Consider the following 24,808-nt stretch of genomic DNA (forward strand, 5'->3'; position numbering starts at 1 on the left):
GGAGGGCCGAATGACGCAAGGACGTCCGCTCGCGCTGGTGGTGCTGCTGATCGCCGGCGGTCTCGCCACGATCGCAACCGCCTGGGGCTACCAGCTGATCGGCGGTTATGTGCCCTGCGCGCTGTGCCTGGAGCAGCGCATTCCCTATTACGTCGGCCTGCCGCTGGCAGCACTCGCCGCCCTGCTGCTGTGGCAGGACGCGGCCGCCTTCACGCGCAACCTGCTGCTTCTCGCCGTCGCTGCGGTCTTTGCCTATGGCGCGGGGCTCGGCATCTACCAGTCGGGCGCGGAATGGGGCTTCTGGCCCGGCCCCGTCGATTGCGGCGGCGGCAGCAGCGCGCCGGTCTCGGCCGCCAACATGCTTAATGCCCTGCGCGAGACGCGGGTGGTGAGCTGCACCGAGGCGAGCTGGCGGATGTTCGGTCTGTCGTTTGCCGGCTGGAACGCGGTCGCCTCCAGCGGTCTCGCGCTTTTGGCGCTCGCCGCCCTCTGGACCTCGCGCCGCCGCGCTCCTATCTGAAGAAGACGCGGACGGGCAAGGCGAGGGAGACCACCATGGCAGGCAAGACGCCGAGGGACGACGAGGCGGAACGCCGGCGGGCCGTCGATGAAAGCCTTGCCCGCGTCGACCGCGACAGCGAGACGCTGTTGCGCACCACCTTCGAAGGCGCCTCCCGCAAGGGCAAGCCCGGCGCGCCCGGCGAGGAGGTCGACCCGATCGAGATCTGGGGCGCGCGCATCGGGCGCACCGCCGGCGGGATCTTCGCCGTCGGCCTGATCGTCTATCTTGCCTGGACCTATCTCTAGGATCCGGCCCCGGAAACGAGACCGACATGGCAACCGCAATCGAACCCGACCCGGATCCCGCCTGGCAGGGCGCCTTCGCACCGGATCTTGCCGCGTTCGAGGCGATCGCGGCCCGGTCCTTCGCCGCGCTCCCCGAGGACTTTCGCGTGCTGTGCGACGGCATCGAGATCCGCGTGGCGGAGATGGCCGACGACGATGTGCTCGACGCGCTCTCGATCGACGATCCCTTCGAGCTGATGGGGCTGTTCGAGGGCGTCGGCCTCGCCCAGGGCGGCGGCGAGATGCTGTCCGGGCAGATGCCCAACCGCGTCTGGCTCTACCGCCGCGCCATTCTCGACTATTGGTGCGCGCATGAGGAACCGCTCGGCGGCGTGATCTCGCATGTGCTGATCCACGAGATCGGCCACCACTTCGGCCTGTCGGATGCCGACATGTATTCGCTCGAATCCGAGGTGCCCTGACCCTGTTGCGGGGTCGGCTCAGGCCGGGGGCAGCAGCCCCTCCTCATAGGTCTTGCCGATTGCCCGGCGCGCCATCATGTGCGAGCGCGGGTGGTTGATGCTGTCGACCGCCGCGATCCGCCCCTGCGACAGATAGACCACGTAGAAGCTTTGCGCTGCCGGATCGCCGACGGTGAGCGCCGTGTCGTGGCCCTGCGACAGGCCGGCGATCTGAAGCTTGATCGCATATTGGTCAGACCAGAACCAGGGGACGGGGTCGTAGTCGGTCGCCGCGCCGGTGAGTGCCGCGGCAACCGCCTTGGCCTGGTCGATGGCGTTTTGCACGCTTTCCAGCCGGATGGAGCGGCCGTAGCGGGCGGACAGGAACCGGGTGCAGTCGCCGGCGGCGTAGATATGCGCGTCGGAGGTCTGGCCGTGCGCGTCGACCAGGATGCCGTCGTCGACCTCGAGCCCGGCCTCGCGGGCGAGTTCCTGGTTCGGCACGGCGCCGACGGCGACAAGCGCGAGATCGCAGGCAAGCTCCTCGCCGTTTGCAAGACGCACCGCGCGGACATGGTCGTCGCCGGAGAACCCCTCGACGCCGGTGTTCAGCCGGATGTCGACGCCGTTTTCGCGATGAAGCGCATCGAAGAAGGCCGAGACATCCGGCGAGACGACGCGCTGCATCACCCGGTCCCGCGATTCCACCACGGTGACCTCATGGCCCATGGCGCGGGCCACCGCCGCCACCTCCAGCCCGATATAGCCGCCGCCGACGATGGCGACCCGTCCGGGTTGTGCAAGGCGCGCGCGCATCGCTTCCACGTCGGCAATGGTGCGCAGCGTGACGACGCCCTCAAGCCCGGCGCCGGGCAACGGCAGGGCGCGCGGCCGCGTGCCGGTACAGATCACCAGTTTCGCGTAGGTGAGCTGCGATCCGTCGGACAGCCGGAGCGTATGTGCGGCGCGGTCGATGGCCTCGACGGCGACGCCGAAACGGCAGTCGATCCGGTTCTGCTCGTAAAAGGCGGCCGGGCGCAGGTGCAGGGCCTCGTCGTCGATCTCGCCGGCAAGATGCTTTTTTGAAAGCGGCGGACGCTGGTAGGGCGGATGCGGCTCGTCGCCGACGAGGGTGATCGGGGCCTCGAAGCCGGCCGCGCGCAGCGACTGCGCCACCTGGGCGCCCGCCTGTCCGGCGCCGACGATTACCAAGCTGTCCTGCATGGATTGTTCTCCTGTGACCGCCGCCGACCTAGCACGAGGCGGGCGGAGCGCCAAGGTCGCGGGCGAGCGGATAGATGTGGCACGGCGGAGCGGGGAAAAGGGATGCGCGGACAAATCGATATCACTATGGTCGGAAAACCATTGCTTCCCCGCGCCCGCGCATCAGCGCGGTTCGCGCGCATCACCACACACTTCTCCCGGCTCGGGCCCAGGGTCGCGCCTCTTCGCCTGCCCGCCGCGGACCCCGACCTTTCGATTGGACGTCGCCTTGCGCTCATATCTCGACACGTTCGCCCCCGGCATCTTCGTGCTCCTGTGGTCGACCGGCTTCATTGGCTCCAAGCTGGGCGCGCCCTATATCGAGCCCTTCGTCTTCCTGTCGGTGCGGTTCCTGCTGGTGCTGCCGCTCTTGTTCGCGCTGATCCTCGCGACGCGCGCGTCCTGGCCGAAGACGGGAACCGAGTGGCTGCATTGCCTCATTGCCGGCGCGCTGATCCACGGGATCTACCTGGGCGGCATCTTCTATGCCATCGACAACGGCATGCCGGCGGGCATCGCGGCGCTGGTGCTCGGGCTGCAGCCGTTGCTGACGGCGCTTCTCGCCGGGCCGCTCTTGGGCGAGAAGGTCGCGCCGCGCCACTGGGCGGGGCTTGCCGTTGGCGCCTGCGGGCTGCTGCTTGTGGTCGCTCCGCGGATTGGCGTCGATGCCTCGGGGCTGACGCTGGTCAATGCGCTGGTCTGCCTGCTGGCGGTCGCCGGCATGGCGGTCGGCACGGTCTACCAGAAGCGCTATGCCGGAGGCATCGATCTTCTGTCGGGCACGCTCGTGCAATATGCCGGCGCGCTGCTGATCGTCGTGCCGCTCGCGCTTGGCGAAAGCTGGACGATCGTCTGGTCGGGCGAGATGATCTTCGCCATGGCGTGGCTGGTGCTGGTGCTGTCGATCGGCGCGATCCTGCTCCTGATGGTGCTGATCCGGCGCGGCAGCGCGGCCCGGGTGGCAAGCCTTTTCTATCTGGTGCCCGTGGCGGCGGCGATCGAGAGCTATTTCCTGTTCGGCGAGACGCTGACGCTGGTGCAGATCGCGGGCAGCGCGCTGGTGGTCGGGGCGCTGCTGATGATCCGCGAAAGGCCCATCGGCACGCGGCGCACCCCGGCGTGAGCGGCTGACGGTCAGCCGTTCGCGCGCGGCGATTTTCTGGCGCGCATGATGGCGGCGTTTAGCTCGCCGCCGAAGATGAAGCAGATCGACACGAGATAGAGAAACACCAGCGCGGTCATCGCGCCGGCAAGGCCGGCGTAGGTGGAAACGTAGTTGGCGAAGCTCGCCAGATAGGCACCGAAGGCGGCGCCGGAGACGAGCCACAGGCCAAGCGTCACCACGACGCCGGGCAGGATCTCGCCGATGCGCCGCCGCCCGGCCGGCAGCAGCGCGTGAACGGCAATCAGCCCGCCGCCGGTCAGAAGCGTCGCGATCAGGTAGCGCGACAGGTTCAACTGCGCGGTGAACTGCTCGACGATCGGGGCATAGGCAAGGGCCGCTTTCCAGACCAGCGGCGCCAGCACGATCAGGACGGCGAAGGCCATCAGGATGAACGTGCCCACCAGGATCAGCCCGATGGCCTGCAGCCGCAACCGGATGTAGCTGCGCGATTCGTGTGCCCGATAGGCGCGGTTCAGCGCGACGCGCAGCGCCTCCACCCCGTTGGAGGCGAACCACAGCGCCACGACGATACCGAAGGTCAGCGCATCGCCGCGCGGCTCGGTGAGCACGACGCGAATCTCGCGGGCAATGGGCCCCGCGACCCTTTCCGGCCAGGCGTCGAACAGCAGCGCCGCGATGCGGTCGGCCATGTTCTCCATGCCGAGGAAACCGGTCAGCGCCGCGATGAAGATCAGGAAGGGAAACAGCGCCAGCAAGGACGATAGCGCGACGTGACTGGCGATCACGAAGCCGTCGTCCCGCGACATGTGGTCGATGGCATCCCAGATGACGGACAGGACGGCGCGGATGGGTCGAAGGAGTGTCATGCCTCGCTCAATGCGGCAGCGCCGGTCCCCGGTCAAGCCGGGGATGTTGCGCTGCAGGGCATCCGGCAATAAAATTTCTTGAAAGCTGCACCAAAAGAAGGATTGCTTCGCAGGTTGCGGGCGATATTGTTTGCAGTGCACCAATTCGACGGGGCAGGCCGCCCCGTCCGCGGTCGCAGGGCGCCATCCGCAAGGGGCGCTCGCGCCGAAGGACAAGATCACGGAGAAGATGCATGTCGCTTGCAAGCGAAGTCGGTCACTACACCCAGGACGGCCCTCTCGAGGCGCTGACGGGCCCGAGCGTCCAGTCGCTGGAGCGGTTGCTCGATGCCGCCGCCGCCCGGGTGCGGGTGCGGGTGCTCGACGACGGCCGGATCTCCTCGGCGAAGATGGAGGCCGAGCAGCGGGCGACCCACGGGCTGGCGTGGCTTGCGACCTATGTCGAGGCGCTCAAGCAGTTGCACGGCTATGCCGGGCGGCTGCGCGATGCCGGCAGCTTCGGCGAAACCGAAGACCTGACGGTGCGGCTCGCCTTTGCAGAATATCTGGCGCAGATCTTCGGCGGCATTCCGATGAACCAGGGCGAGACCGTGCGGCTTGCCGACCTTGGCCTGCCGCCGCGCGAGGCGGCCGAGTTTCTCGTGCCCGAGATCGAGGCGCTGATCGCCAGCGGCAACACGCCCGAGGTGCGCGCCCGGCTGACCGCGCTGATCCGCCAGCAGGAGGGCGCTTCCGTTTTCGGCGCCACCGGGCTCGACGAGACCTACGAGCAGGTGCGCGAGGAAATGCGCCGCTTCGCCGCCGACAAGGTGCTGCCGCATGCCCATGAGTGGCACCTGAAGAACGACTATATTCCGCTGGAGGTCATTACCCAGATGGCCGAGCTCGGCGTCTTCGGCCTGACGATCCCGGAAGACTTCGGCGGGCTGGGGCTTGGCAAGGAGAGCATGTGCGTGGTCTCCGAGGAGTTGAGCCGCGCCTATATCGGCGTCGGCTCGCTCGGCACCCGCTCCGAGATCGCCGCCGAACTGATCCTGTGCGGTGGCACGGACGATCAAAAGGCCAAGTGGCTGCCGCAGATTGCCTCTGGTGAGGTGCTGCCGACGGCGGTCTTCACCGAACCCAACACCGGCTCGGATCTTGCCTCGCTGAAGACCCGTGCCGTGCGCGAGGGCGATGTCTGGAAGATCTACGGCAACAAGACCTGGATCACCCACCCGGTGCGCGCCGACGTGATGACGCTGCTTGCCCGCACCGACCCGGACGAGAAGGGCTACAAGGGCCTTTCCATGTTCCTTGCGGAAAAACCGCGCGGCACGGACGCCGATCCCTTCCCCGCGCCCGGCATGTCCGGCGGCGAGATCGAGGTGCTCGGCTACCGGGGCATGAAGGAATACGAGATCGCCTTCGACGGCTTCGAAGTGGCGCATGAAAACCTGCTCGGTCAGGTCGAGGGCCAGGGCTTCAAGCAGTTGATGCAGACCTTCGAGGGCGCGCGCATCCAGACGGCGGCGCGCGCGCTGGGCGTGGCGCAGTCGGCGCTCGATCTCGGTCTGCGCTATGCGCAGGAGCGTGTGCAGTTCGGCAAGCCGCTGATCGACTTCCCGCGCGTTTCCGACAAGCTGGCGATGATGACGGCGGAGCTGATGGCGGCGCGCCAGCTCACCTATTTCTCGGCCTGGGAAAAGGACTCCGGCCGGCGCTGCGATCTGGAAGCCGGCATGGCCAAGCTGCTCGGCGCACGCGTCGCCTGGGCGGCGGCCGACAACGCGCTGCAGATCCACGGCGGCAACGGCTTTGCGCTGGAATACGCGATCTCGCGGGTGCTGTGCGACGCGCGCATTCTCAATATCTTCGAGGGCGCGGCGGAAATCCAGGCGCAGGTGATCGCCCGGCGGATTCTCGACGAGCGGGGGTAGAGGTTGTCGGAATTTTTTGGCTTCATTTTAGAGTATCCTAGGAGTCTTGACCTACCCATTATTAACTCCTATTTTACTCCTCATGAGGTACCAAGTGTGCCTGGGATGACTTGTGGAGTCAGCTCAGAATGTCTGGATCGAAACATACTCTTGATGAAGCTTGGGTTGCCTCTACGGTGGAGCTCATTCCGAAAGAGTATGTCGTTGATGTTCAAGATGATGAGCCACCACCAAGCACACCACCACCAAGCATGCAGTTGCCTGCCTACTAGCGAAATGCTCCTGGCAAAGACAGTTGATATTTAGGAGGTCCCACTATGAAGCCGGCATCGGTTGAAGCAGAAAAGATAAGAATACAATTTGACCTGCTTCCTGAAAGGGTTGAAGAACTTCACCAGCTTATGGTTGATTGCGGTGTTGATACACGCAAGGACATCTTTAATAATGCGATTACGCTTCTTGAGTGGGCGGTTGCAGAAGTGAAGATGGGGCATGAAATTGCGTCTTTGAATAAGGCAAACAAAAGCTATGAAATTGTCCGAATGCCTATCTTCAGCAATGTCGCAAAGCGGAATTCAATGAAGGAGCAACCCATTTCGACTGTCTTGGAAGAGCGAAAGAGGGAAGCGGGCTCCCCAGATAGGGCTGCCTTTTCTGAAAGGCGAGTCGCTGGACTGCGTCCAGCCGTCGTCTAAATTCTAAAATTTCTGTTTACATACTTTCAGCCCGATGCATTAATGTGTCGGGCTGTTTTTTTGGGTTGGGCATGAGTACATATAATTTAGACGATTCATTCTCCTCGAGTAGCAAAGAAATTGAGTCGATTGAATTTCTTCAGGATGACCTTGAAGAAATTCGCGGCTCTAATTATAGTAATATTTCAGAAATATATATTTTTATACATGGTATACGATCGAGTTCTAGCTCGTTTGATGGGTGCAGAGAAGTTGTACAGAGTCATTTAATAGACGCTGGAATAAATAAGAAAGTTGAACTCGTTGTTGTAAGATACGAGCGAATAAGCGCGTTCCGCGCCTTATTCTGCAAGAATTTTTCGAAAGCTGAAAACTTTGTTAGTTGTCAAATTACTAATATTATTGAAAAGTATACAAATGAAAAACTTAAAGTAAATATAATAGCTCATAGCTTTGGGTCTAGAATATTTTCAAGGATATGCGGAGATTTAAATACCCATTTTGAAAAAATAATTTTCCTAGGGTCTGTGTCAAGAGACAGTTTATCTGTTTCTGTTGAAAAATCTTGCAATATCTTCTTGAATATCTGTGGGGCAAGGGACTATATCGTTTTGTTAGCATATATTTTGAGGGGAAATTTTTATTCTTACAACGGTTATTTTGGTTTTAGGACCGGCACAATTATTGATGCTTTCTACGAAGCCAATCATGGTATGTTGATAGACAAGGAGTTCTTTAGATTGCACATAATTCCTATTATTCTCAAAGATTCCATTATCAAGAGCAATGGAAGAAAACGTATAAAGGAAACCTCTGTTATAAATATTCGAAGGTTTTTAATTATTCTTGTTTTTGCTGCATTGCCGCTAATTTTAATAATGTTTCTGCTATGGGAATGATCAGCTCATCGCCATGACGAGCCAGAGCGACAGCGGCGGGAAGGCGATCAAGAGTGCGAGGCGCACGATGTCGGCCATCCAGAACGGGGTGACGCCCTTGAAGATCGTTGCCAGGCTGACATCCTCCAGCACGCTGCGCAGCACGAAGACATTCAGCCCAACCGGCGGAGTGATCAGGCTGATCTCGGTGACCACCACCACGACGATGGCGAACCAGATCAGCACCAGTTCCGGATCGGCGAGAAGGCCCGAGCCGAAATCCAGTTCCATCACCAGCGGATAGAACACCGGCACGGTGAGGAGGATCATCGACAGGCTTTCCAGCACGCAACCTAGCAGCAGATAGACGACGATGATCGCCGCAATCACCAGCCACGGGTTGAGGCCGAGGTCGTAGACGAAGACCGACAGCGCATCCGGAAGGCCTGCGAAATTTACGAAATTGGTGAAGATGTCGGCGCCGATGATCAGCGCGAAGATCATCGCGGTCGCCCTGGCGCTTTCGCCGATGGCTTCGCCGAGCGCGCGAAACCCCAGCTTGCCGAAGAGAGCGGAAATCGGCACCGAGGCGCCCGCGCCGATGCCGGCGGCCTCCGTTGGCGTGAAGAAGCCGCCGTAGATCCCGACCATGATGATGGCGAAAAGCATCAGCAGCGCGATCACACCGAGTGCGTCGCGCGTCGTCAGCGGCTCCAGTTCGGTTGCTGGTGGCGCGAGCTCCGGCTTGCGCCACACCGCGACCTGGACGGCGACGAGATAGAGCAGAAGACCGAGGATGCCCGGAACCACGCCGGCGATGAAGAGCTTGCCGATGTCGGATTCCGTCAGCAGGCCGTAGATGATCAGGATGACGCTCGGCGGGATGAGAATGCCGAGCGTGCCGCCGGCGGCGATGGAGCCGGCGGCGAGACTGTCGGCATAGCCGTATTTGCGCATCGAGGGCATTGCCACCTTCGACATGGTGGCGGCGGTGGCAAGCGACGAACCGCAGACGGCGGAAAAGCCGCCGCAGGCGATCACCGAGGCCATGGCGAGCCCGCCGCGCATGCGCGCGGTGGCGTGATTGGCCACCGCATAAAGCCCGTGGCTGACGCCGGAGCGGGCCAGCACGTTGCCCATGAAGATGAACAGCGGCACCACCGACAGCGAATAGGCGAGGCCTGCGTCGAAGACGAGCGTTCCGGTCATGGAAAGCGTTGCGCCGATGCTGCGCATATAGGCAAAGCCCGCCATGCCGACGAGCGCCATGGCGAAGGCCACCGGCATCTTCAGGAAGATCAGAAGGAGGAGCGCGGCAAAGCCGATCAGCGATTCCGTCATGGGGTGTCCCGGTCAGTCGGCGAGAGGGCGGTAAACGAGGGCGACCCGTCGGGTCACGGCCTGAGCGCGTTGAGAGCCGCGGCAAGGGCGCTGATCGCGCAGGCGCCGGCGGCGAGGAAGCCGACGGGCGCCAGCGGGATGGACAGCGAATCGGTGACCGCCCCGTCCTCGGCGAGCCGTGCGGCATGATCCCACAGCCGCCAGGCGAAGATGGCAAGGACGCCGGCGCTCAAGAGGCCGGTGACCGGGCGCACGATGCGCGCAAGCCGCGGGCCGCCGGCGGCGTCGAGCAGGTCGACCTCGACGTGTTCGTTTCGGGCGGTGGTCAGCGGCAGGGCCAGGAAGATCAGCGAGGCGAGGAAGATCTCGGTCAGCTCATAGGCGCCCGACAGCGGCGCGTTGAACCAGTAGCGCGCCACCACGTCGATACAGGTGACCAGCGTCAGCGCGACAAGCAGCGTGCCGGCCGCCGCCGTCAGGACGGTCTGCAGGACGCTGCTCGCGGTCCGGCGCGGACGCCGGACCGTTTCGATGGGGGATGACATCTCGGCGCGGCCTAGAAGCTGACGCCGGTCTGCGCGCGCAGATCGGCAAGCGCCTTGGCGCCGTCGAAGCCCTGCGCCTTCACCGCTTCGGCCCATTCGGCCTCGTATTTCGCCGCGCGCTCCTTGATGGCGGCGAGCACGGCGTCATTGGCCTGATGCACCTCGATGTCGGTTTCCGCGACAAGCTCCGCGCCGCCGGCATCGGCCTGATCCCAGACCTTGCCCGCGCGTTCTGCGAAGGCGGCACCCGACAGCGCCTCGATGGCGGCCTTGTCGGCGTCCGACAGCGCGTCCCACTTGGCCTGGTTCATGACCAGGAACCAGGAGGTGTTGTAGATGCCTCCGGGAACCGACATGGAGTATTTGATGTGGTCGGACAGGCGGAACGCCTTGAGCGCTTCCATCGGGAAGGTCACGCCGTCGATCACGCCGCGCGACAGCTTCTCGTAGACCTCGCCCGGTCCCATGAACTGGGTGGTGACGCCGAGATCCTGCGCCAGATCGGCGATATAGCCGCCGGGCGTGCGCAGCTTCAGACCCGCGAAATCTTCCGCGCTCCCGATCTTGCGCTGGTTGTTGTGCACGAGCCCCGGACCATGGGCGAAGAGCGACAGCAGCTTGACGCCCTCATGCTCGCCGGCCGCGTCCAGCTCGCCCGTATAGACGTCCCAATAGGCCTTGGAGACGGCCACCGCATTGTCGCCGAGGAACGAGAACTGGCCGATGCGCGAGCGCAGGAAGCGGTCGTCCTTGGTGAAAGAATGCAGGCCGTAGGTGATGTCGGCGACGCCGTCCTTGGCAAGGTCGAAATGCGCCGGAGGGGCGCCGAGCGGCTTGGCCAGCACGCGCACGCGCACCCGGCCCTCGGTCGCCTTCTCGACGTCGCGGCCCCAGGGCTTCATGACGTCGGCGACGATGGGGTGCTTCGGCGGCAGCCAGGACGACAGCACCAGCGTGGTCTCGGCGGCGGCCGGCGTCAGCCCCGTGGCGAAGGTGAGCGCGAGGGCCGCGAGCCCGACGCGCGCGGTCGTTTTCAGAAGTCGCATGGATATCCTCCCCGTCTGCGACGAAAATTAGTTGCAACTGAAACTTTTCAGAAATGAAGGACCGCGTCAAGTCCGCAGAACGCTGCGTCCATGCGCTGTCGCCGCCGGGACAGCGGGGCGGGGGCGCTCAGGCGCTTGCAGGCGGCGCGCAGCCGTGCATCCAGGTTTCGATCAGCCGGTCGAACAGGCTTTCCTGAGCGCCGGCATCGGGAAGCGCGCCGAGGCTGTGGCCGACGATCATGTGGTAGTAGAACGCCAGAATGCCCTGGGTCACGGTTTCCGGGTCAAGCTCCGGGCGCAGGCGGCCCTCGCCGTGCAGCCGCGCGACGGCGCGCGCGGCATGGGCCTCAAGCAGGCCGCAGACCTCAAGGAACTGGCGCGTCCAGGGGCCGTCGTTGAGCGTCGACTGCGACAGGAACAGGCGGGCGAACTCAGGGTCCTCGCGATAGAGCGCCAGCCACGGCCGGAACACCTGCGCGAGATAGCGGGCGGGGCAATCGGTCGCGCTGTCGTCGATGGTTGCGCGCATGTCGGCGCCGAGCGCTTCGAGGCGCTGGATCTTCGCCGCGATCAGCAGGCTGGCCTTGTCGGTGAAATGCGCGAAGACGGTCGCCTTGGCGACGCCGGCGCGGGTTGCGACCGCATCGACGCTGGTGGCCTCATATCCGTTGTCTTCGAACAGGTCTCGTGCCGCGGCGAGGATGCGCTCCTGCGTCCGCTTGGTGCGCTGTTGCGGTTTTCCGACCATTGCAGGCATTCCTTCAATAAATGACCGCGGTCAATTTATATGTTGACCACGGTCAGAAAATAAACGATATCACGATTGACCACGGTCAGAAAATGGTGATTTCAGGAGACCGACATGACCAAACGCATTTTTGTTCTCGATGGACATCCGGGCGGCGACAGTCTGATGGGCGCGATCGCGCAGGCCTATGCCCATGCGGCCGAGGCCGCCGGCAATGAGGTGCGGGTCCTGCGGATCTCGCAAATGAGCTTCGACATCGACATGGAAAGCGGTTTCGGCAGCAACAAGCCGCTGGAACCCTGTCTTGTGGAGGTGCAGGAGGCGCTGACGTGGTGCGAGCATCTGGTGCTGGCCTATCCGCTGTGGTGGGGCGGGATGCCGGCGAAGCTCAAGGGGCTTATCGACCGGGTTCTGTTGCCCCGTTTCGCCTTTTCCTACGAGAAGGGGAAGGCCTGGCCGGTTCCGCATCTGACCGGACGCACGGCGGAGGTGCTCGTCAGCGCCGATACGCCCGCCTGGTATCTTCGCCTCGTCATCGGCGCGCCCGGCTACAAGGTGATGAAGAGACAGATCCTGGGCTTTTGCGGCTTCAGGAAGATCCGGTTCCGCACGTTTGCGCCGGTGCACGGGTCCAGCGACCAGGACCGGCGCGGCTTCCTGTCACGGGCCGCGCGCTACGGGCGGGCAGCCTAGGGGTTTGACCGGGTCGCGTCGTCGTCGGCGAACCAGCCGAAGACGGTCAGGTCGAGCGCGCTGTTGGCGATCCGTTCGCGGGTCGTCAAGAGAACCTGTCCGCCGCGATGGCGGTAGAAGCGCAGGGCGTCCTCATTGTCGCGCAGGACGCGGATGGCGAGACCCGACATGCGCGAGCGCGCGAGCGCGCCGCGCGCGGCATGAAACAGCTCCGTGCCGAAGCCGAGGCCCTGATGGTCCGGTCGGATGTAGAGTTCGTAGATCTCGCCCTCGAAGGGCAATTCGCGCATGCGCGAGCGACCGAAGGTGGCATAGCCGGCCGGTGTGCCGGCCACATGCAGGATCTGGATCTGCACGCCGCGCGACAGCGCCGTGCGCCACCATTTCGGCCCGCGTTTGGAGATCATCCGCTCCAGCTCGCGCCCGTCGATGATGCCGCGATAGGTCGCGCGCCAGGCCTCCTCATGCACGGCGGCAAGGGAGACGGCATCGTCTTGGTGCGCGGGGCGCAGGGCAATCAGGCCGAGGCTCATGCACCAATGATACCCCTGATTCCCCAATCGCAAAAGAGAGGCGCGGCACGACGTCCCGACGGCGGTCGCCGCGACGGCAATCCAGGGCTGGCCGGAGATTGAAACAGGGGAGCCAAAACGGGAAAAGGGCCGGCGTGGAGCCGGCCCTTCCGGTTGCATACACGACCCTTACGGGTCCGGGTCCATGAACAGCAAAACCCCGGGGGGCTGGGGGGCTGTTGCGTACCGAGGCTTCGCGTTTCGATGAACCGTTTGCAACGAGTGTAATCTCGCAGGTCAAGATGGCGCGGTCGGGGCTGTATTGGGGCGAAATCGTGAAATCTGCGGGGCCTTTGCGAAGCGGGCGGAAAACGTTGCTTGCCAAAGCGGAAGGCAACGGCCCATCATGACGCCAAGGGAAATTTTCGACTGTCGTTTGAACCACGCGTGTGCTGCGTCCGTCGGCGCGCAAACGACAGGCGGGCGGGGCGTCCGGCAGGTGCTGGGTCGGGCATTCGGGCAGGCATTCAGGCGGGAGGCGCAATGAGCGAATTCGACGAGGATGCATCCCGGTTCGCATCGGGGCCGGGAAGCGACGCCCCGTCGCGGGCCGCCTCCGATGGCCCCTTCGGCAGCGGCGGCGGACAGGCACCGTCGCCTCCCATCGTCGCCTTTCATCGCCGTGAACTCGATCTCATCCTGCGCGTCTACGGACACCGCGTCGCCTCCGGGGACTGGCGCGACTACGCCATCGATCACCTGAAGGATCGCGCGGTGTTCTCGATCTTCCGGCGCGCGTCGGAAATGCCGCTTTATCGCGTCGAGAAGGTTCCGAAGAACGCCCGCCGGCAGGGCGCCTATGCGGTGGTCGGCGCCGGCGGAACGATCCTGAAGCGCGGCGCGGATCTGGCGCAGGTGCTCAAGGTGTTCGAGAAGAAGCGGCACCTGAGCGTCGTGTGAGACGATTGTCCTTTCGCCTGCGCGTCTTTCTGCAATCCCGTATTCCGGGGCGGATCGCGTCGCGGGACCTGCGCCGGCCAACGGGCCAGGAATGCGGCTGTCGCGCTGTTCCGCGCCAACAACCGACAAAGGTGGCGACGTGTCGGGCGGGTCTGAGCGCAACCTGCATGTTGCCTGGCTCGACGCCGCCCCGAACGCCCTGCGACCGCGCTTTCGGGATGGTTCGGGATCCGGGAGGCGCGCGTGGCAGGAAGCGGCGGACGCAAGAAAAAGGGGCGCCGGAATGTTTCCGGCGCCCCTTGTGTGTCTGTGTGCAGGCGAACCGTCTGAGCGGCCCGCGCGGCGATGCGCTTACTCGCGGTTGCCGAAGAGCTGCAGCAGCATGAGGAAGAGGTTGATGAAGTCGAGGTAGAGACGCAGCGCGCCCATGATCGACTTCTTGGTGGCCACTTCCGCACCGTCGTTGCCGTCGTACATTTCCTTGATCTGCTGCGTGTCGTAGGCGGTGAGGCCGGCGAACACGAGGACGCCGATCACGGAGATGGCGAACTGCAGGGCCGAAGAGGCCAGGAAGATGTTGACGATCGACGCCAGGATGATGCCGATCAGGCCCATGAACAGGAACGATCCCCAGCCCGACAGGTCCTTCTTCGTCGTATAGCCGTAGAGGCTCAGCGCGCCGAAGGAGGCGGCGGTGATGAAGAACACCCGTGCGATCGAGCCGCCGGTGTAGACCAGGAAGATCGACGACAGCGACACGCCCATGAGCGCGGCATAGACCCAGAAGGTGGTCTGCGCGGTGGAGGCGCTCATCGACTGGATCTTGAAGCTGAGGAAGAACACCATGGCGAGCGGCGCAAGCATGACCACCCACTTGAGCGGGCTGCCGTAAAGCGTCGCGCCAAGCTGGGTCAGCATGATGCCGTTGCCGAACTGGGCGGCGGCCTGCGACGGATCCTGCGTCGTCGCCATCCAGGCGGTTGCGAGCGCCAGGATGCCCGTAAGGCCGAGGCCGAGGGCCATGTAGTTGTAGACGCCCAGCATGTAGGCGCGAAGGCCCTCGTCATAGACGCCGGCCCCTGCGCGCGCGCCGGCCGCCGTATACCCTAAGTTGGAATTGCGGTCGAAGGTCGACATCGAAATCCTCTCCATCCTCTCGTGATCCGTCCGCGCTATCCGCGTCGGCGGGCGATTGCCCCTGTAAAACACCGGTGTCCTGACCCGCGCGGGGAGATTTTCCCGCCCAAATCGCGCCAAAAACGGCGGATTACGTACAAGTCCTGCTGAATATGGGCGTTGGGGAACGCCCGAACAAGGTGCAATCGACCCAAAACACATTACCGATCTGTCATGAACGGCAAAGGGTAAACGGGCCGCAAACGCGGCCCGCATCGGTTCTTCTTACTTCATCGCCTTGAGGCGCGAGGCGATCTGCCGGTCGCAGGTGCCGCCCGGCCAGCGCACGATCTCCTCGCGGGCGAAGTCCAGGATCTCCTTCTTGGGATCGATCATGGTCTGCGGCGTGACGCCGGGCTTGAACCACTGCAGCACGGCATAGTCGCCGCCGGCATCGGTCAGGAAGGCGATCGGCTTGCCGTTCTCGACGATGCCGAGACGTCCGACGCGCACCGGGGTCACGTCCACTTCGGTGGTGGTGCCGTCGATGGTCATCTTCGATTTCGACAGGCGCAGCGACTTGAAGGCGGCGGCGGTGGTGCCGGTCCAGCGGCCGAACAGGCGCTCGCCCTTGTTTTCCACCGACAGGCAGGAGTTCTTGTAGTTGGGGATCGACAGGCGTTTGGCCGGATGTTCCACCGGCTCCGCGCCCTTGGCGAAGGTGGTGAACTTCATTTCGTGCTCGCCGGTGCGATAGACGCGGATCTGGACCGGATCATAGGTCGCCTGTCCGATGCGGCGGGTCAGGAAGTCGAACTGGTTCTGGTCGTTGGTGCCGGCCTTGCGATAGAGCCAGCGCGCCGGCAGGCCGTTTTCGAAAACCAGCCAGTCGCTCACGACAAGGCCGCGCGGCCCGTCGGGTTCGTTCACCTGCCACACGCCGGTGTGAAAGGGCGATTCCGCTGCGCCCGGCGTTGCCGTGCCGGCAAGGGCGGCGGAGCCGATCGCCAGTGCCAGCGCGGCGCTCTTCAGGTTGAAAAGGATCATGAAAACATCTCTCCGGGTCTTGTCCTCTTGCCGGGACGCGCGCGCGTCCCGCATGCACCGGCGACCATATCCGGCCTCGCGGAGAATGGCACCCTTGCCGGGTATTTTCTCCGGCAAGCGTGTGGATGGCGCAGCTCAAAGGTTGCGCAGCACCGGGGCGGGCTTGCGGCCGAGCACCCGCCAGGTGCCGATCAGCCCGAAGCCGACGGTGAGGACGAGGGCGGCAATCGCCGCGCCGATGGCGGTTGCCGGCAGGAAGGTGAACTGGCTGTCCATCACCTGCACCAGCACGAAGGAGGCGGCAAGCGCGCCGGCGATAACGGCGAAGGTCGCGGTCACCAGCCCAAGCGCTGCATATTCGATCACGAAGCTTGCGATCAGTCGCGCGCGGGTCGCCCCCAGCGTCTTCAGGATCACCGCGTCATAGACCCTGTGGCGGTGGCCGGCGGCCAGCGCCCCGCCCAGCACCAGAACGGAGGAGACCAGCGTGACCGAGGCGGCGGCGCGGATCGCCCAGGCGAGCTGTTCCACCAGCGCGTTGACCTGCGCGATCGCGTCCTTCACCCGAATGGAGGTCACGGTCGGGAATTCATTCGCCACCGTCTTGAGCAGGGCAAGCTCCGCGTCGCGGGTGCCGCCGTCGGGATAGGTCAGCGTGCGCAGGTGGGTGTGCGGCGCGCCGGCGAAGGTGTTTGGCGAAAACACCATGACGAAGTTGATCGAGAGTGATTCCCAGTCGACGCGGCGGAAATTGGCGATTTCCGCCGTGATGTTGCGGCCGAGCACATTGACCGTCACCGTGTCGCCGATCTTCAGGCCGAGCGCCTCGGCGACCTCGCTTTCGAAGGAGACCAGATTTGCGCCCGTGTGATCGGGTGCCCACCAGTCCCCGCCCGTCAGCGTGCTGCTGTCGGGCAACGTGGCCGCATAGGTGATGCCGCGGTCGCCGCGCAGCGCCCAGGCGCCGCCCTGCGGGGCTTCGATGTCCTGGGAGGGAATGTCGTTGATGGCGGCGATCCGCCCGCGCAGCATCGGCGCGCCGTCGATGGTGGCGTCGGGCGCCTCGCGCGACAGCAGTGCGTCGAAGGCATCGCGCTCGCTGTTTTGCACATCGAGGAAGAAGAAACTCGGCGCGTCGCGGGCGATGGTCGCGCCAAGCTCGCGGCGCAGGTTGCCGTCGATCAGCGCCAGCGTCACCAGAAGCGACAGGCCGAGGCCGAGCGACAGCACGACGGAGGGGGTCAGCGCGCCGGGGCGATGGATGTTGCCGAGCGCCAGCCTGAGCTCCGCGCCGCGCGGACGCGGCAGGCGCCGGGCGCCGGCCATGATGGCGCGCGCGATCAGGGACAAAAGCAGGAAGACGGAGGCCGTCGCGCCGACATAGACCAGCGAGATGCGGGTGTCGCCTGAGAGCCAGATGGCGAGCGCGGCGAGCACGCCGACCGCAAGCGCCGTGCCGGCGATGTAGCGCTTGCGCGGCCAGCGGTGGCGGGTGCTGACGTCGTCGCGAAAGAGCAGGCGCGGCGGCACGTCGTGCGCGCGCCCCAAAGGCCAGAGCGCGAAGGCAAGCGCGGTCAGCGCACCGTAGAGGACGCCAAGGCCGAGTTCGGCCGGATAGATCGAGGCAATCGCCTGAACCGGCAGGATGGTCGCGAGGAAGCCTTGCGTCGCGAAGGGGATGGCTGCGCCCAGCACGAGGCCGCAGGCGATGCCCAGCCCCGTCAGCATCAGGATCTGGATCAGATAGACGCGGAAGACGAAGCCGCCGTCGGCGCCGACACAGCGGAAGGTGGCGATCACCGGACGCTTGGCGTCGAGGAAGGAGCGCACCGCATTGGCGACGCCGACGCCGCCGACGAGCAGGGCGGTCATGCCGACGAGGCTGAGGAACTGGGCGAGGCGGCCGATGTTGCGCTGCAGGCCGGGGGCGGCATTGGCGCGCGAACGAATGCGCCAGCCGGCTTCCGGGAAGGCCTCCTCGGCCTCCTCGATGATGGCGTCGAGCCGGTCGGGCGCGTCGAGGCGGACACGGTAGTTCTGACGGACAAGGCTGCCCGGCTGCACCAGGCCGCTGGCGTCGATGGCGGCATTGGCGACGATCACCCGCGGGCCGAAGTTCAGCCCGTCGCTGAGACGGTCCGGCTCGACCTCGATGGTGTCGGAGACCGTCAGCGTGGCGCGTCCGAGGGTGAAGCTGTCGCCGACCGAAAGTCCCAGACGCACCAGAAGCTCGCGCTCGACCACCGCGCCGAAGGCCTCGCCGCCCCCCGCCAGGGCGGTGTCGAGGGCGCCGCCGGCCGTCAGGCTCATTGCGCCGAACAGCGGATAGGCATCGTCGACGCCCTTGACCTCGACCAGCGTCTGTTCGCCGGTCGCCGGCGCGCGCGCCATGGCGCGCAGCGTGGCGATCCGCGACACGGCGCCGAGGCTTTCCAGATAGGCGTATTCTTGCTGCGTGGCTTCGCGGTGGATCAGGCGGAAGGAGAGGTCGCCGCCGAGGATGGTGGTGCCTTCCGCGGCGATGCCCTCGACCAGGGAGCGGGAGACGGAGGTGACGCCGGAAATGGCGGCAACGCCAAGCGCGATGCAGGCGATGAAGATGTAAAACCCCTTCAGGCCGCCGCGCATCTCGCGCAGCGCGAAGCGGAAGGCCAGCGCAAGGCCGGGGCGGGACGCGGGCGCCTGCCCGGCGACGAAAGCCGTCATGCCTCAGGCCTCCTGCACGGCGGCGGCGCGCGTCTCGACCGTCTCGATAAGGCCTGAGCGGACGCGGATCGCGGTGTCGCAGCGCTTTGCCAGGCCTGCGTCATGGGTCACCAGCACCAGCGTCATGCCGCGCTCGCGGGTGGCCTTGAACATCAGTTCCACGATCTGCGCGCCGGTCTTTTCATCGAGGTTGCCGGTCGGCTCGTCCGCCAGAAGCAGCGGCGGGCGGGTCACCAGTGCGCGGGCGATGGCGACGCGCTGCTGCTCGCCGCCCGACATTTGCGCCGGATAATGGTCGACACGGCTTTCCAGTCCGACGGCGGCAAGCTCGGCGCGCGCCGCTTCGAAGGCATCGGCATGGCCGGCGAGTTCCAGCGGAACGGCGACGTTTTCCAGCGCGGTCATGTTGGGAATGAGGTGAAACGACTGGAACACGATGCCGATGGAACGGCCGCGAAAGCGGGCGAGTTCGTCTTCCGACAGGCGGGTGAGATCCGCGTCGCCGATCGTCACCGATCCGCTGTCGGCGCGTTCCAGCCCGGCCATGACCATCAGCAGCGTCGACTTGCCGGAGCCGGACGGGCCGACGATGCCGACCGTCTCGCCGGCGGCGATGTCGAGCCCGACGCCTTTGAGGATGTGGACGCGGCCGGCATCGTGACCCAGGCTGAGATGAACGTCCCGGAGAGAAATCAGCGGGGCCGGGTCTGGTCGGTCGGTCATGCACTGCCCTATATGTTGCAGGACGATAGGATACGGGGTCGAAGCGGGGCCTTGCGGTCTGACGATCAGGCGCGCAAGGCTTTGACCGATATGGGACCCCAGGGTGCCGACGTCCAGAGGATCAGTCCCGGTGATACGATTTGATACAGTTTTCCGTGCCCTTGCCGTTGTCGCGGCGCTGACCGGGGTGGCCCGGGCGGAGGGGGGCGCACTGAAGATCGTCGCGCTCGGCGACAGCCTGACGGCCGGCTATCAGCTGCCGCCCGAGGCCGCCTTTCCCGTACAGCTCGAGGCAGCGCTCAGGGCGCGCGGCCATGCGGTCGAGGTGGTCAATGCGGGCGTGTCGGGCGACACGACGTCCGGCGGACTGGCCCGGCTCGACTGGTCGGTCGGGGAGGATGCGGATGCGGTGATCGTCGAGCTTGGCGCCAATGACGCGCTGCGCGGCGTGCCGGTCGCCTCGGTGCGCGACAACATCGATGCGATCGTGGCCCGGCTCGATGAACGCGGCCTGCCGGTGCTTGTCGCCGGCATGCGCGCCCCGCGCAACATGGGCGAGGACTATGCGGCGGCGTTCGATGCGGTCTTTCCCGAAGTCGCGGCGAAATACGATGCGCTGCTCTATCCCTATTTCCTGGAAGGCATTCCGCTGTCGCGCGAAACCGTTCTGCCCGACGGCATGCATCCGACGCAAAAGGGCGTGGCGCTGATCGTGGAAGGGATCCTTCCCAAGGTCGAGGCGCTGATCGAGCGGGCGCGGACCAACAACTCGTAATTTCGATCTTCCGCAAGTCGTCTGCTTGACCGGGGCGTGCCACCTGCGCCAAATTCCCGCAACCTTTCAGGCCTCCCGTTCGAGGCCGCTCCGTCTCCGGCCTCTGAAGAAGAAAGAAATCGCATGGAAAAGCGCCGTCTTGGACGCACGGATCTTCACGTTTCCAGCCTGTCGCTGGGAACCATGACCTTTGGCGAGCAGAACACGGAAGCCGAGGGCCATGCCCAGATGGACATGGCGCTCGAGCATGGCGTCAACCTGTTCGACGCCGCCGAACTCTATCCGATCCCGCCCAAGGCGGAGACCCAGGGGCGGACCGAGGAAATCATCGGCAGCTGGATCAAGGCGCGGGGCAACCGCGATAGGATCGTGCTCGCCACCAAGATGGTCGGGCGCAGCGCCAACACCTGGTTCCGCGACGGCGGCGTGACGGCGAACCTCAGCCGCGCCCATGTCGAGGAGGCGGTCGACAAGAACCTGAAGCGCCTGCAGACCGACTATATCGACCTTTACCAGATCCACTGGCCGGACCGCGCGGTCTCGGGCTTCGGGTCCAATCCGACGATCTGGCAGGCGCCCAAGCCGGTCGCCGACGAGGTTCCGATCGAGGAAACGCTGTCGGCGCTCGCCGATCAGGTCAAGGCCGGCAAGATCCGCCATATCGGCCTGTCCAACGAAAGCGCCTGGGGCACGATGACCTGGCTGGCGACGGCCGAGCGCCTCGGCCTGCCGCGCGTGGTCTCGATCCAGAACGCCTATTCGCTGGTGAACCGGACCTATGAGGTCGGGCTGGCCGAGATCGGCCTGCGCGAGGATGTCGGGCTGTTGGCCTATTCGGCGCTGGCGCAGGGCTATCTCACCGGCAAGTATCGCGATGGCGCATTGCCGGCCGGCGCGCGCAAGACGCTGTTCGACCGGCTTAACCGCTACGAGAAGCCGGGCGCGGAAGAGGCGATCAACGCCTATCTGGATCTTGCTGCCGAGCTCGGCATCGCGCCGTCGCAACTGGCCATTGCCTTTGCGCGTTCGCGCAGCTTCATGACCTCGGTGATCCTGGGCGCGACCTCGCTGGCGCAGCTGGAACACGATCTCGCCTCGCTCGAGGTGACGATCACGCCGGAAATCGAAAAGAAGATCACCGCGATCTTCCAGAAGCACGGCTCGCCCTGCCCGTAACCGGCGGGCGGAGGCCGGCGATTCGCCGGGCGCGGGCAGGGGAAGAACCCGGCTCCCGCCCGGTCGCCGGCGGCACGTCGGCGGTCCCAGGGGTTTGATCTTTTTCGGATTTTCTTTTTTGGTTGCGAAGCGGGGCGTTTCCCTGTCGTGATGGGGCATCGGCGACAGAGGAGGGTATCCCATGCCTCGACTGTTCACCGGGCTTGAGATTTCCTCCCAGACGGGTCTCATGCTCTCCCTGCTACGCGGCGGCCTGCGCGGCGCCCGCTGGATCGACCCCGAAAATTACCACATCACCTTGCGATTCATCGGCGATGTCGACGATCCGACCGCCGACGAAATCGCCGATGCGCTGGCGCGCATCCGCCGCGATCCCGTCGAGATCCGCATCGACGGCCTCGGCTCCTTCGGCAACGGCAAGCCCCATGCGGTATGGGCGCGGGTCGAGCCGAACCGGGCGCTGATGGAGCTTCAGGGCGAGCAGGAGCGCATCCTGCAGCGGCTGCGCCTGCCGGCGGAGCGGCGCAAGTATATTCCCCATGTGACGCTGGCGCGGTGCCGCAGCGCGACCAACCAGGATGTCGCGCGCTGGCTGGCGGAGCATGGCGGATTCCAGGTGCCGGCCTTCACTGCCGCGCGGTTCGTGCTGTTTTCCTCCCGTGCCAGTACGGGCGGCGGGCCCTATCTGGTGGAGGAGGCCTATCCGCTGTCGGCCCGTGGCGGCGCGGAGCGCGACTTCGATGCGGATGCCTTCGCCGGCCATGACTTTCGCTAGTCATCCGGCCGGGGGGTGGTCTAGCACTTAAGGTGCAGCGCACAATTTCCGGCTTGCCTTTGGGCGTGGCGCTTGCGATACAGCGCGCCAACGACCAATCGAGGAGCTTGATCCATGCGCATCGACGCCGTGCCGATCGGCAAGAACCCGCCCGAAGACATCAATGTGATCGTTGAGGTCTCGGTCGGTGGCGAGCCGATCAAATACGAAATGGACAAGGATGCGGGCGCGATGTACGTCGACCGCTTCCTGTACACGCCGATGCGCTATCCCGGAAACTACGGCTTCGTGCCGCACACGCTGTGCGGCGACGGCGACCCGGTCGACGTGATCGTCGCCAACCAGCGTCCGATCGTGCCCGGTGCGATCATGAACTGCCGCCCGATCGGCGTGCTGTTCATGGAAGACGAGGCCGGCATGGACGAGAAGCTGATCGCCGTGCCCTCCTCCAAGCTGACCAAGCGCTACGACAATGTGCTGCACTTCGAGGACCTGCCGGCGATCACCGTCGAGCAGATCAAGCACTTCTTCGAGCACTACAAGGATCTGGAGCCCGGCAAGTGGGTCAAGATCACGGGCTTCGGCGGTCCGGACGACGCCAAGCGCATCATCCGCGAATCGATCGAGCGCGAGAACGCCCGCAAGGGCTGAGAGCGGCGAAGACGCCACTGCTGACTTTCGAAAGGCCGGGAGCATTCGCTTCCGGCCTTTTTCGTTGGCGACGGCGGTCATCTAGCCGTGGGCGATCTGCTCGCGGATCAGCCGGCAGACGGCGTCGGGGATTTCCAGATGCGGCATGTGGCCGACGCGCTCGAACACATGGGTCGCGACCTCGCCCGGCAGCTTGTGCGACTGGCGCGTCGGCAGCACGCGGTCCTGCGTACCCCAGACGATCTTGACCGGAACATTCAGCCCGGCCAGCGCATCGCGCGGCAGCACCTTCTGGGTCTTGCCGTCGACCAGATGCTCGACGATGGCCATCAGCGCCTCGCGGGCGCCGGGGCGGGCGCGGGTCTCCGCGGCGTGACGGGCGATGGCGCGGGGAAGGTCGAACTCCCAGCCGAAGAACTGCTCCAGCAGCATTTCCAGTTCGCCCGCCTCCGTCGCGGCCGCATAGCGGCGCAGCAGGCGGTGGTTGACCTCGAAGCCGAAGCCGCCCGGTGCCAGCAGGGTCAGGCTCGCGATCCGCTCCGGCGCCTTGAGGGCGACGAGCACGGCGGTGGCGCCGCCCATGGAATGGCCGACGAGGTGGACTTTTTCCAGCCCCAGCGCGTCGAGCGATCCGCGCACGGCGCGGGCCGCGATCCCCGCGCCGCCGATCTCCGGCCAGTCGAGCGCGCGCCCATGTCCCGGCAGGTCGAAGGCGAGGATGCGGCGATGGAGGGCGAGCGGCGCCTGCACCAGCGACCAGCCGGCGGCATCGCCGCCAAATCCGTGCAGCAGCACCACGGGCGCGCCCGGGCCGTCCGGCCCGCTTTCGGTGAATGGCAGGCAGCCCGCCGGCGTCTGCGAAACCATGCAATGTCTCCTGTTTCCAACCGTGCGGCCTTGTTGCCACAGGCGCTGCCGCGAGGCGAGCGGAAAGCCGGGCCGGCCCGTCGGTACGGCGATGGATCTTGACAGGCACAGGTCGGCGCAGCACAAGATCTCGACCGGAATTAAATCGATTGAAATTTGCGAGGTTTGGGGTGGCGGATCTTCTGTGCTTCGGCGAGGCCATGGTCGAGTTCAACCAGACGCGGGCCGGCGGCCCCTACGTCCAGGGCTTCGGCGGGGACACGTCCAATGTCGCCATCGCTGCCGCGCGCCAGGGTGCGTCGGCGGGCTGCATTGGCGCGACCGGTGCGGATGTCTTCGGCGACCTCTTGCATGAGCTGTGGCGCAGCGAGGGGGTCGATGCGGGCAACGTGGCGCGCCGCGCGCAGGCGCCGACGGGGATCTATTTCGTCACCCACGGGGCGGAGGGGCATGTCTTCACCTACCGCCGGGCGGGGTCGGCCGCGAGTCTCTTCGCGCCGCAGGATCTGCCACGCGCGGCGCTGGAACAGGCGCGCATCCTGCATGTCTCGGCGATCAGCCAGGCGATTTCGGCCAGCGCCTGCGATGCGGTGTTCGAGGCCATCGACATCGTGCGCGCCGCCGGCGGGCGCGTCTCCTATGACACCAACCTGCGCCTGAAGCTCTGGCCGCTGGCACGGGCGCGGGCGATCGTGGCCGAGACCGCCGCCATGGCCGACATCGTGCTGCCCGGTCTCGACGACGCCCGCCTGCTGACCGGGCTGGACACGCCCGAGGACATCGTTGCGCATTATCTTGGCGCCGGCGCGAAACAGGTGGCGCTGACGCTGGGGGCAGAGGGCGTGCTTTATGCCGATGCGCATGGCCTCACGCGGATTGCGCCGCACAGCGTTGCGGCAGTCGATGCGACCGGGGCGGGGGATGCCTTCGACGGGGCGTTCCTGGCGGAGTGTCTCGCCGGGGCCGACGGGGTGTCGGCGGCGCGCCATGCCAATGCGGCGGCCGCACTCGCGGTCTGCGGCTACGGCGCTGTTGCGCCGCTGCCACAGCGCGCGGACGTCGTGGCGTTTCTGGAGCGCGGATCGCTGCCGGCGGAGCGCCGTTCATAGTATCCTTACCGGCGATACCGCAGG

General features: G+C 65.3%; 26 protein-coding genes. 14 read left to right on the forward strand and 12 right to left on the reverse strand.

Annotation, left to right across the window (positions count from 1 at the left end; translation table 11 throughout):
* The first annotated feature begins 10 nt into the window (after positions 1 to 10).
* The 3 genes from LC092_RS16785 to LC092_RS16795 are packed head-to-tail and all read left to right on the forward strand — an operon-like array spanning position 11 to position 1,268.
* A complete protein-coding gene (locus LC092_RS16785; protein ID WP_224808433.1) occupies positions 11 to 520 on the forward strand; it encodes a disulfide bond formation protein B in 510 nt (169 codons plus the stop codon).
* Between the two features lie 35 nt (positions 521 to 555).
* Positions 556 to 807, forward strand: a complete 252-nt coding sequence (locus LC092_RS16790; RefSeq protein ID WP_224808435.1) for a hypothetical protein — start codon at positions 556 to 558, stop codon at positions 805 to 807.
* 26 nt (positions 808 to 833) lie between these two features.
* Positions 834 to 1,268, forward strand: coding sequence for a metallopeptidase family protein (locus tag LC092_RS16795; protein WP_224808437.1), 435 nt, complete (start codon positions 834 to 836; stop codon positions 1,266 to 1,268).
* 18 nt (positions 1,269 to 1,286) lie between these two features.
* On the opposite strand, the gene LC092_RS16800 is transcribed toward LC092_RS16795, so the two are convergent.
* A complete protein-coding gene (locus LC092_RS16800) occupies positions 1,287 to 2,471 on the reverse strand; it encodes an NAD(P)/FAD-dependent oxidoreductase (RefSeq protein WP_224808439.1) in 1,185 nt (394 codons plus the stop codon).
* A 268-nt stretch (positions 2,472 to 2,739) separates the two neighbouring features.
* Between LC092_RS16800 and LC092_RS16805 the strand changes: the two genes are divergently transcribed.
* A complete protein-coding gene (locus tag LC092_RS16805) occupies positions 2,740 to 3,633 on the forward strand; it encodes a DMT family transporter (protein ID WP_224808441.1) in 894 nt (297 codons plus the stop codon).
* A gap of 11 nt (positions 3,634 to 3,644) precedes the next feature.
* Here the strand turns inward: LC092_RS16805 and LC092_RS16810 are convergent, their stop codons facing one another.
* Entirely contained in the window at positions 3,645 to 4,502 is an 858-nt protein-coding gene (locus LC092_RS16810; protein ID WP_224808443.1) for a YihY/virulence factor BrkB family protein, read from the reverse strand.
* Positions 4,503 to 4,735: 233 nt separating this feature from the next.
* Here LC092_RS16810 and LC092_RS16815 point away from each other — a divergent pair, with 233 nt between their 5' ends.
* The 3 genes from LC092_RS16815 (at position 4,736) to LC092_RS16825 (ending at position 8,015) form a co-directional block, all read left to right on the forward strand.
* Positions 4,736 to 6,421, forward strand: coding sequence for an acyl-CoA dehydrogenase family protein (locus LC092_RS16815; RefSeq protein WP_224808445.1), 1,686 nt, complete (start codon positions 4,736 to 4,738; stop codon positions 6,419 to 6,421).
* A 317-nt stretch (positions 6,422 to 6,738) separates the two neighbouring features.
* Positions 6,739 to 7,116 carry a hypothetical protein gene (locus tag LC092_RS16820; protein WP_224808447.1) on the forward strand — a complete coding sequence of 126 codons (378 nt, stop codon included), beginning with the start codon at positions 6,739 to 6,741 and terminating at the stop codon, positions 7,114 to 7,116.
* Between the two features lie 71 nt (positions 7,117 to 7,187).
* Positions 7,188 to 8,015, forward strand: a complete 828-nt coding sequence (locus LC092_RS16825; protein WP_224808449.1) for a hypothetical protein — start codon at positions 7,188 to 7,190, stop codon at positions 8,013 to 8,015.
* Here the strand turns inward: LC092_RS16825 and LC092_RS16830 are convergent, their stop codons facing one another.
* The 4 genes from LC092_RS16830 to LC092_RS16845 all read right to left on the reverse strand — a co-directional run bounded on the left by LC092_RS16830 (position 8,016) and on the right by LC092_RS16845 (position 11,674).
* Positions 8,016 to 9,335, reverse strand: a complete 1,320-nt coding sequence (locus LC092_RS16830; RefSeq protein ID WP_224808451.1) for a TRAP transporter large permease — start codon at positions 9,333 to 9,335, stop codon at positions 8,016 to 8,018.
* A 53-nt stretch (positions 9,336 to 9,388) separates the two neighbouring features.
* Complete coding sequence (locus tag LC092_RS16835; RefSeq protein ID WP_224808453.1) at positions 9,389 to 9,880, reverse strand: TRAP transporter small permease; 492 nt, start codon at positions 9,878 to 9,880, stop codon at positions 9,389 to 9,391.
* An 11-nt stretch (positions 9,881 to 9,891) separates the two neighbouring features.
* A complete protein-coding gene (locus LC092_RS16840) occupies positions 9,892 to 10,926 on the reverse strand; it encodes a TRAP transporter substrate-binding protein (protein ID WP_224808455.1) in 1,035 nt (344 codons plus the stop codon).
* 127 nt (positions 10,927 to 11,053) lie between these two features.
* Positions 11,054 to 11,674: a TetR/AcrR family transcriptional regulator gene (locus tag LC092_RS16845; RefSeq protein ID WP_224808457.1), complete on the reverse strand. Its 621-nt coding sequence runs from the start codon at positions 11,672 to 11,674 to the stop codon at positions 11,054 to 11,056.
* Between the two features lie 114 nt (positions 11,675 to 11,788).
* On the opposite strand from LC092_RS16845, the gene LC092_RS16850 reads away from it, so the two are divergent.
* Positions 11,789 to 12,367 (forward strand): NAD(P)H-dependent oxidoreductase, encoded by a 579-nt coding sequence (locus LC092_RS16850; protein WP_224808459.1) that lies wholly within the window; start codon positions 11,789 to 11,791, stop codon positions 12,365 to 12,367.
* Here LC092_RS16850 and LC092_RS16855 read toward each other — a convergent pair.
* Positions 12,364 to 12,900 (reverse strand): GNAT family N-acetyltransferase, encoded by a 537-nt coding sequence (locus LC092_RS16855; protein ID WP_224808460.1) that lies wholly within the window; start codon positions 12,898 to 12,900, stop codon positions 12,364 to 12,366. The two genes, LC092_RS16850 and LC092_RS16855, sit on opposite strands and share 4 nt — an antisense overlap.
* A gap of 522 nt (positions 12,901 to 13,422) precedes the next feature.
* On the opposite strand from LC092_RS16855, the gene LC092_RS16860 reads away from it, so the two are divergent.
* Complete coding sequence (locus LC092_RS16860; protein WP_224808461.1) at positions 13,423 to 13,839, forward strand: DUF2794 domain-containing protein; 417 nt, start codon at positions 13,423 to 13,425, stop codon at positions 13,837 to 13,839.
* 351 nt (positions 13,840 to 14,190) lie between these two features.
* On the opposite strand, the gene LC092_RS16865 is transcribed toward LC092_RS16860, so the two are convergent.
* From LC092_RS16865 to LC092_RS16880, 4 genes are all read right to left on the reverse strand, one after another.
* Entirely contained in the window at positions 14,191 to 14,976 is a 786-nt protein-coding gene (locus LC092_RS16865; RefSeq protein ID WP_224808462.1) for a Bax inhibitor-1/YccA family protein, read from the reverse strand.
* A 264-nt stretch (positions 14,977 to 15,240) separates the two neighbouring features.
* Positions 15,241 to 16,002, reverse strand: coding sequence for a hypothetical protein (locus LC092_RS16870; RefSeq protein ID WP_224808463.1), 762 nt, complete (start codon positions 16,000 to 16,002; stop codon positions 15,241 to 15,243).
* Positions 16,003 to 16,137: 135 nt separating this feature from the next.
* Positions 16,138 to 18,708 carry an ABC transporter permease gene (locus tag LC092_RS16875; protein ID WP_224808464.1) on the reverse strand — a complete coding sequence of 857 codons (2,571 nt, stop codon included), beginning with the start codon at positions 18,706 to 18,708 and terminating at the stop codon, positions 16,138 to 16,140.
* A 3-nt stretch (positions 18,709 to 18,711) separates the two neighbouring features.
* A complete protein-coding gene (locus tag LC092_RS16880) occupies positions 18,712 to 19,431 on the reverse strand; it encodes an ABC transporter ATP-binding protein (protein WP_224808465.1) in 720 nt (239 codons plus the stop codon).
* Between the two features lie 130 nt (positions 19,432 to 19,561).
* Between LC092_RS16880 and LC092_RS16885 the strand changes: the two genes are divergently transcribed.
* From LC092_RS16885 to ppa, 4 genes are all read left to right on the forward strand, one after another.
* Entirely contained in the window at positions 19,562 to 20,206 is a 645-nt protein-coding gene (locus LC092_RS16885; protein ID WP_224808466.1) for an arylesterase, read from the forward strand.
* A gap of 123 nt (positions 20,207 to 20,329) precedes the next feature.
* A complete protein-coding gene (locus LC092_RS16890; protein ID WP_224808468.1) occupies positions 20,330 to 21,382 on the forward strand; it encodes an aldo/keto reductase in 1,053 nt (350 codons plus the stop codon).
* Between the two features lie 181 nt (positions 21,383 to 21,563).
* The gene (gene thpR / locus LC092_RS16895; RefSeq protein ID WP_224808470.1) at positions 21,564 to 22,157 is read left to right on the forward strand and encodes an RNA 2',3'-cyclic phosphodiesterase; all 594 of its coding nucleotides are present in this window, start codon (positions 21,564 to 21,566) and stop codon (positions 22,155 to 22,157) included.
* A 114-nt stretch (positions 22,158 to 22,271) separates the two neighbouring features.
* Positions 22,272 to 22,808, forward strand: a complete 537-nt coding sequence (gene ppa, locus LC092_RS16900) for an inorganic diphosphatase (RefSeq protein ID WP_224808473.1) — start codon at positions 22,272 to 22,274, stop codon at positions 22,806 to 22,808.
* An 81-nt stretch (positions 22,809 to 22,889) separates the two neighbouring features.
* Here ppa and LC092_RS16905 read toward each other — a convergent pair whose 3' ends face one another.
* Positions 22,890 to 23,675 carry an alpha/beta fold hydrolase gene (locus tag LC092_RS16905; RefSeq protein ID WP_224808475.1) on the reverse strand — a complete coding sequence of 262 codons (786 nt, stop codon included), beginning with the start codon at positions 23,673 to 23,675 and terminating at the stop codon, positions 22,890 to 22,892.
* A gap of 170 nt (positions 23,676 to 23,845) precedes the next feature.
* On the opposite strand from LC092_RS16905, the gene LC092_RS16910 reads away from it, so the two are divergent.
* Positions 23,846 to 24,784, forward strand: coding sequence for a sugar kinase (locus tag LC092_RS16910; RefSeq protein ID WP_224808479.1), 939 nt, complete (start codon positions 23,846 to 23,848; stop codon positions 24,782 to 24,784).
* Positions 24,785 to 24,808 lie beyond the last annotated feature (24 nt).

Origin of the sequence: Stappia stellulata (assembly GCF_020176715.1) — a bacterium.
Classification (GTDB): domain Bacteria; phylum Pseudomonadota; class Alphaproteobacteria; order Rhizobiales; family Stappiaceae; genus Stappia.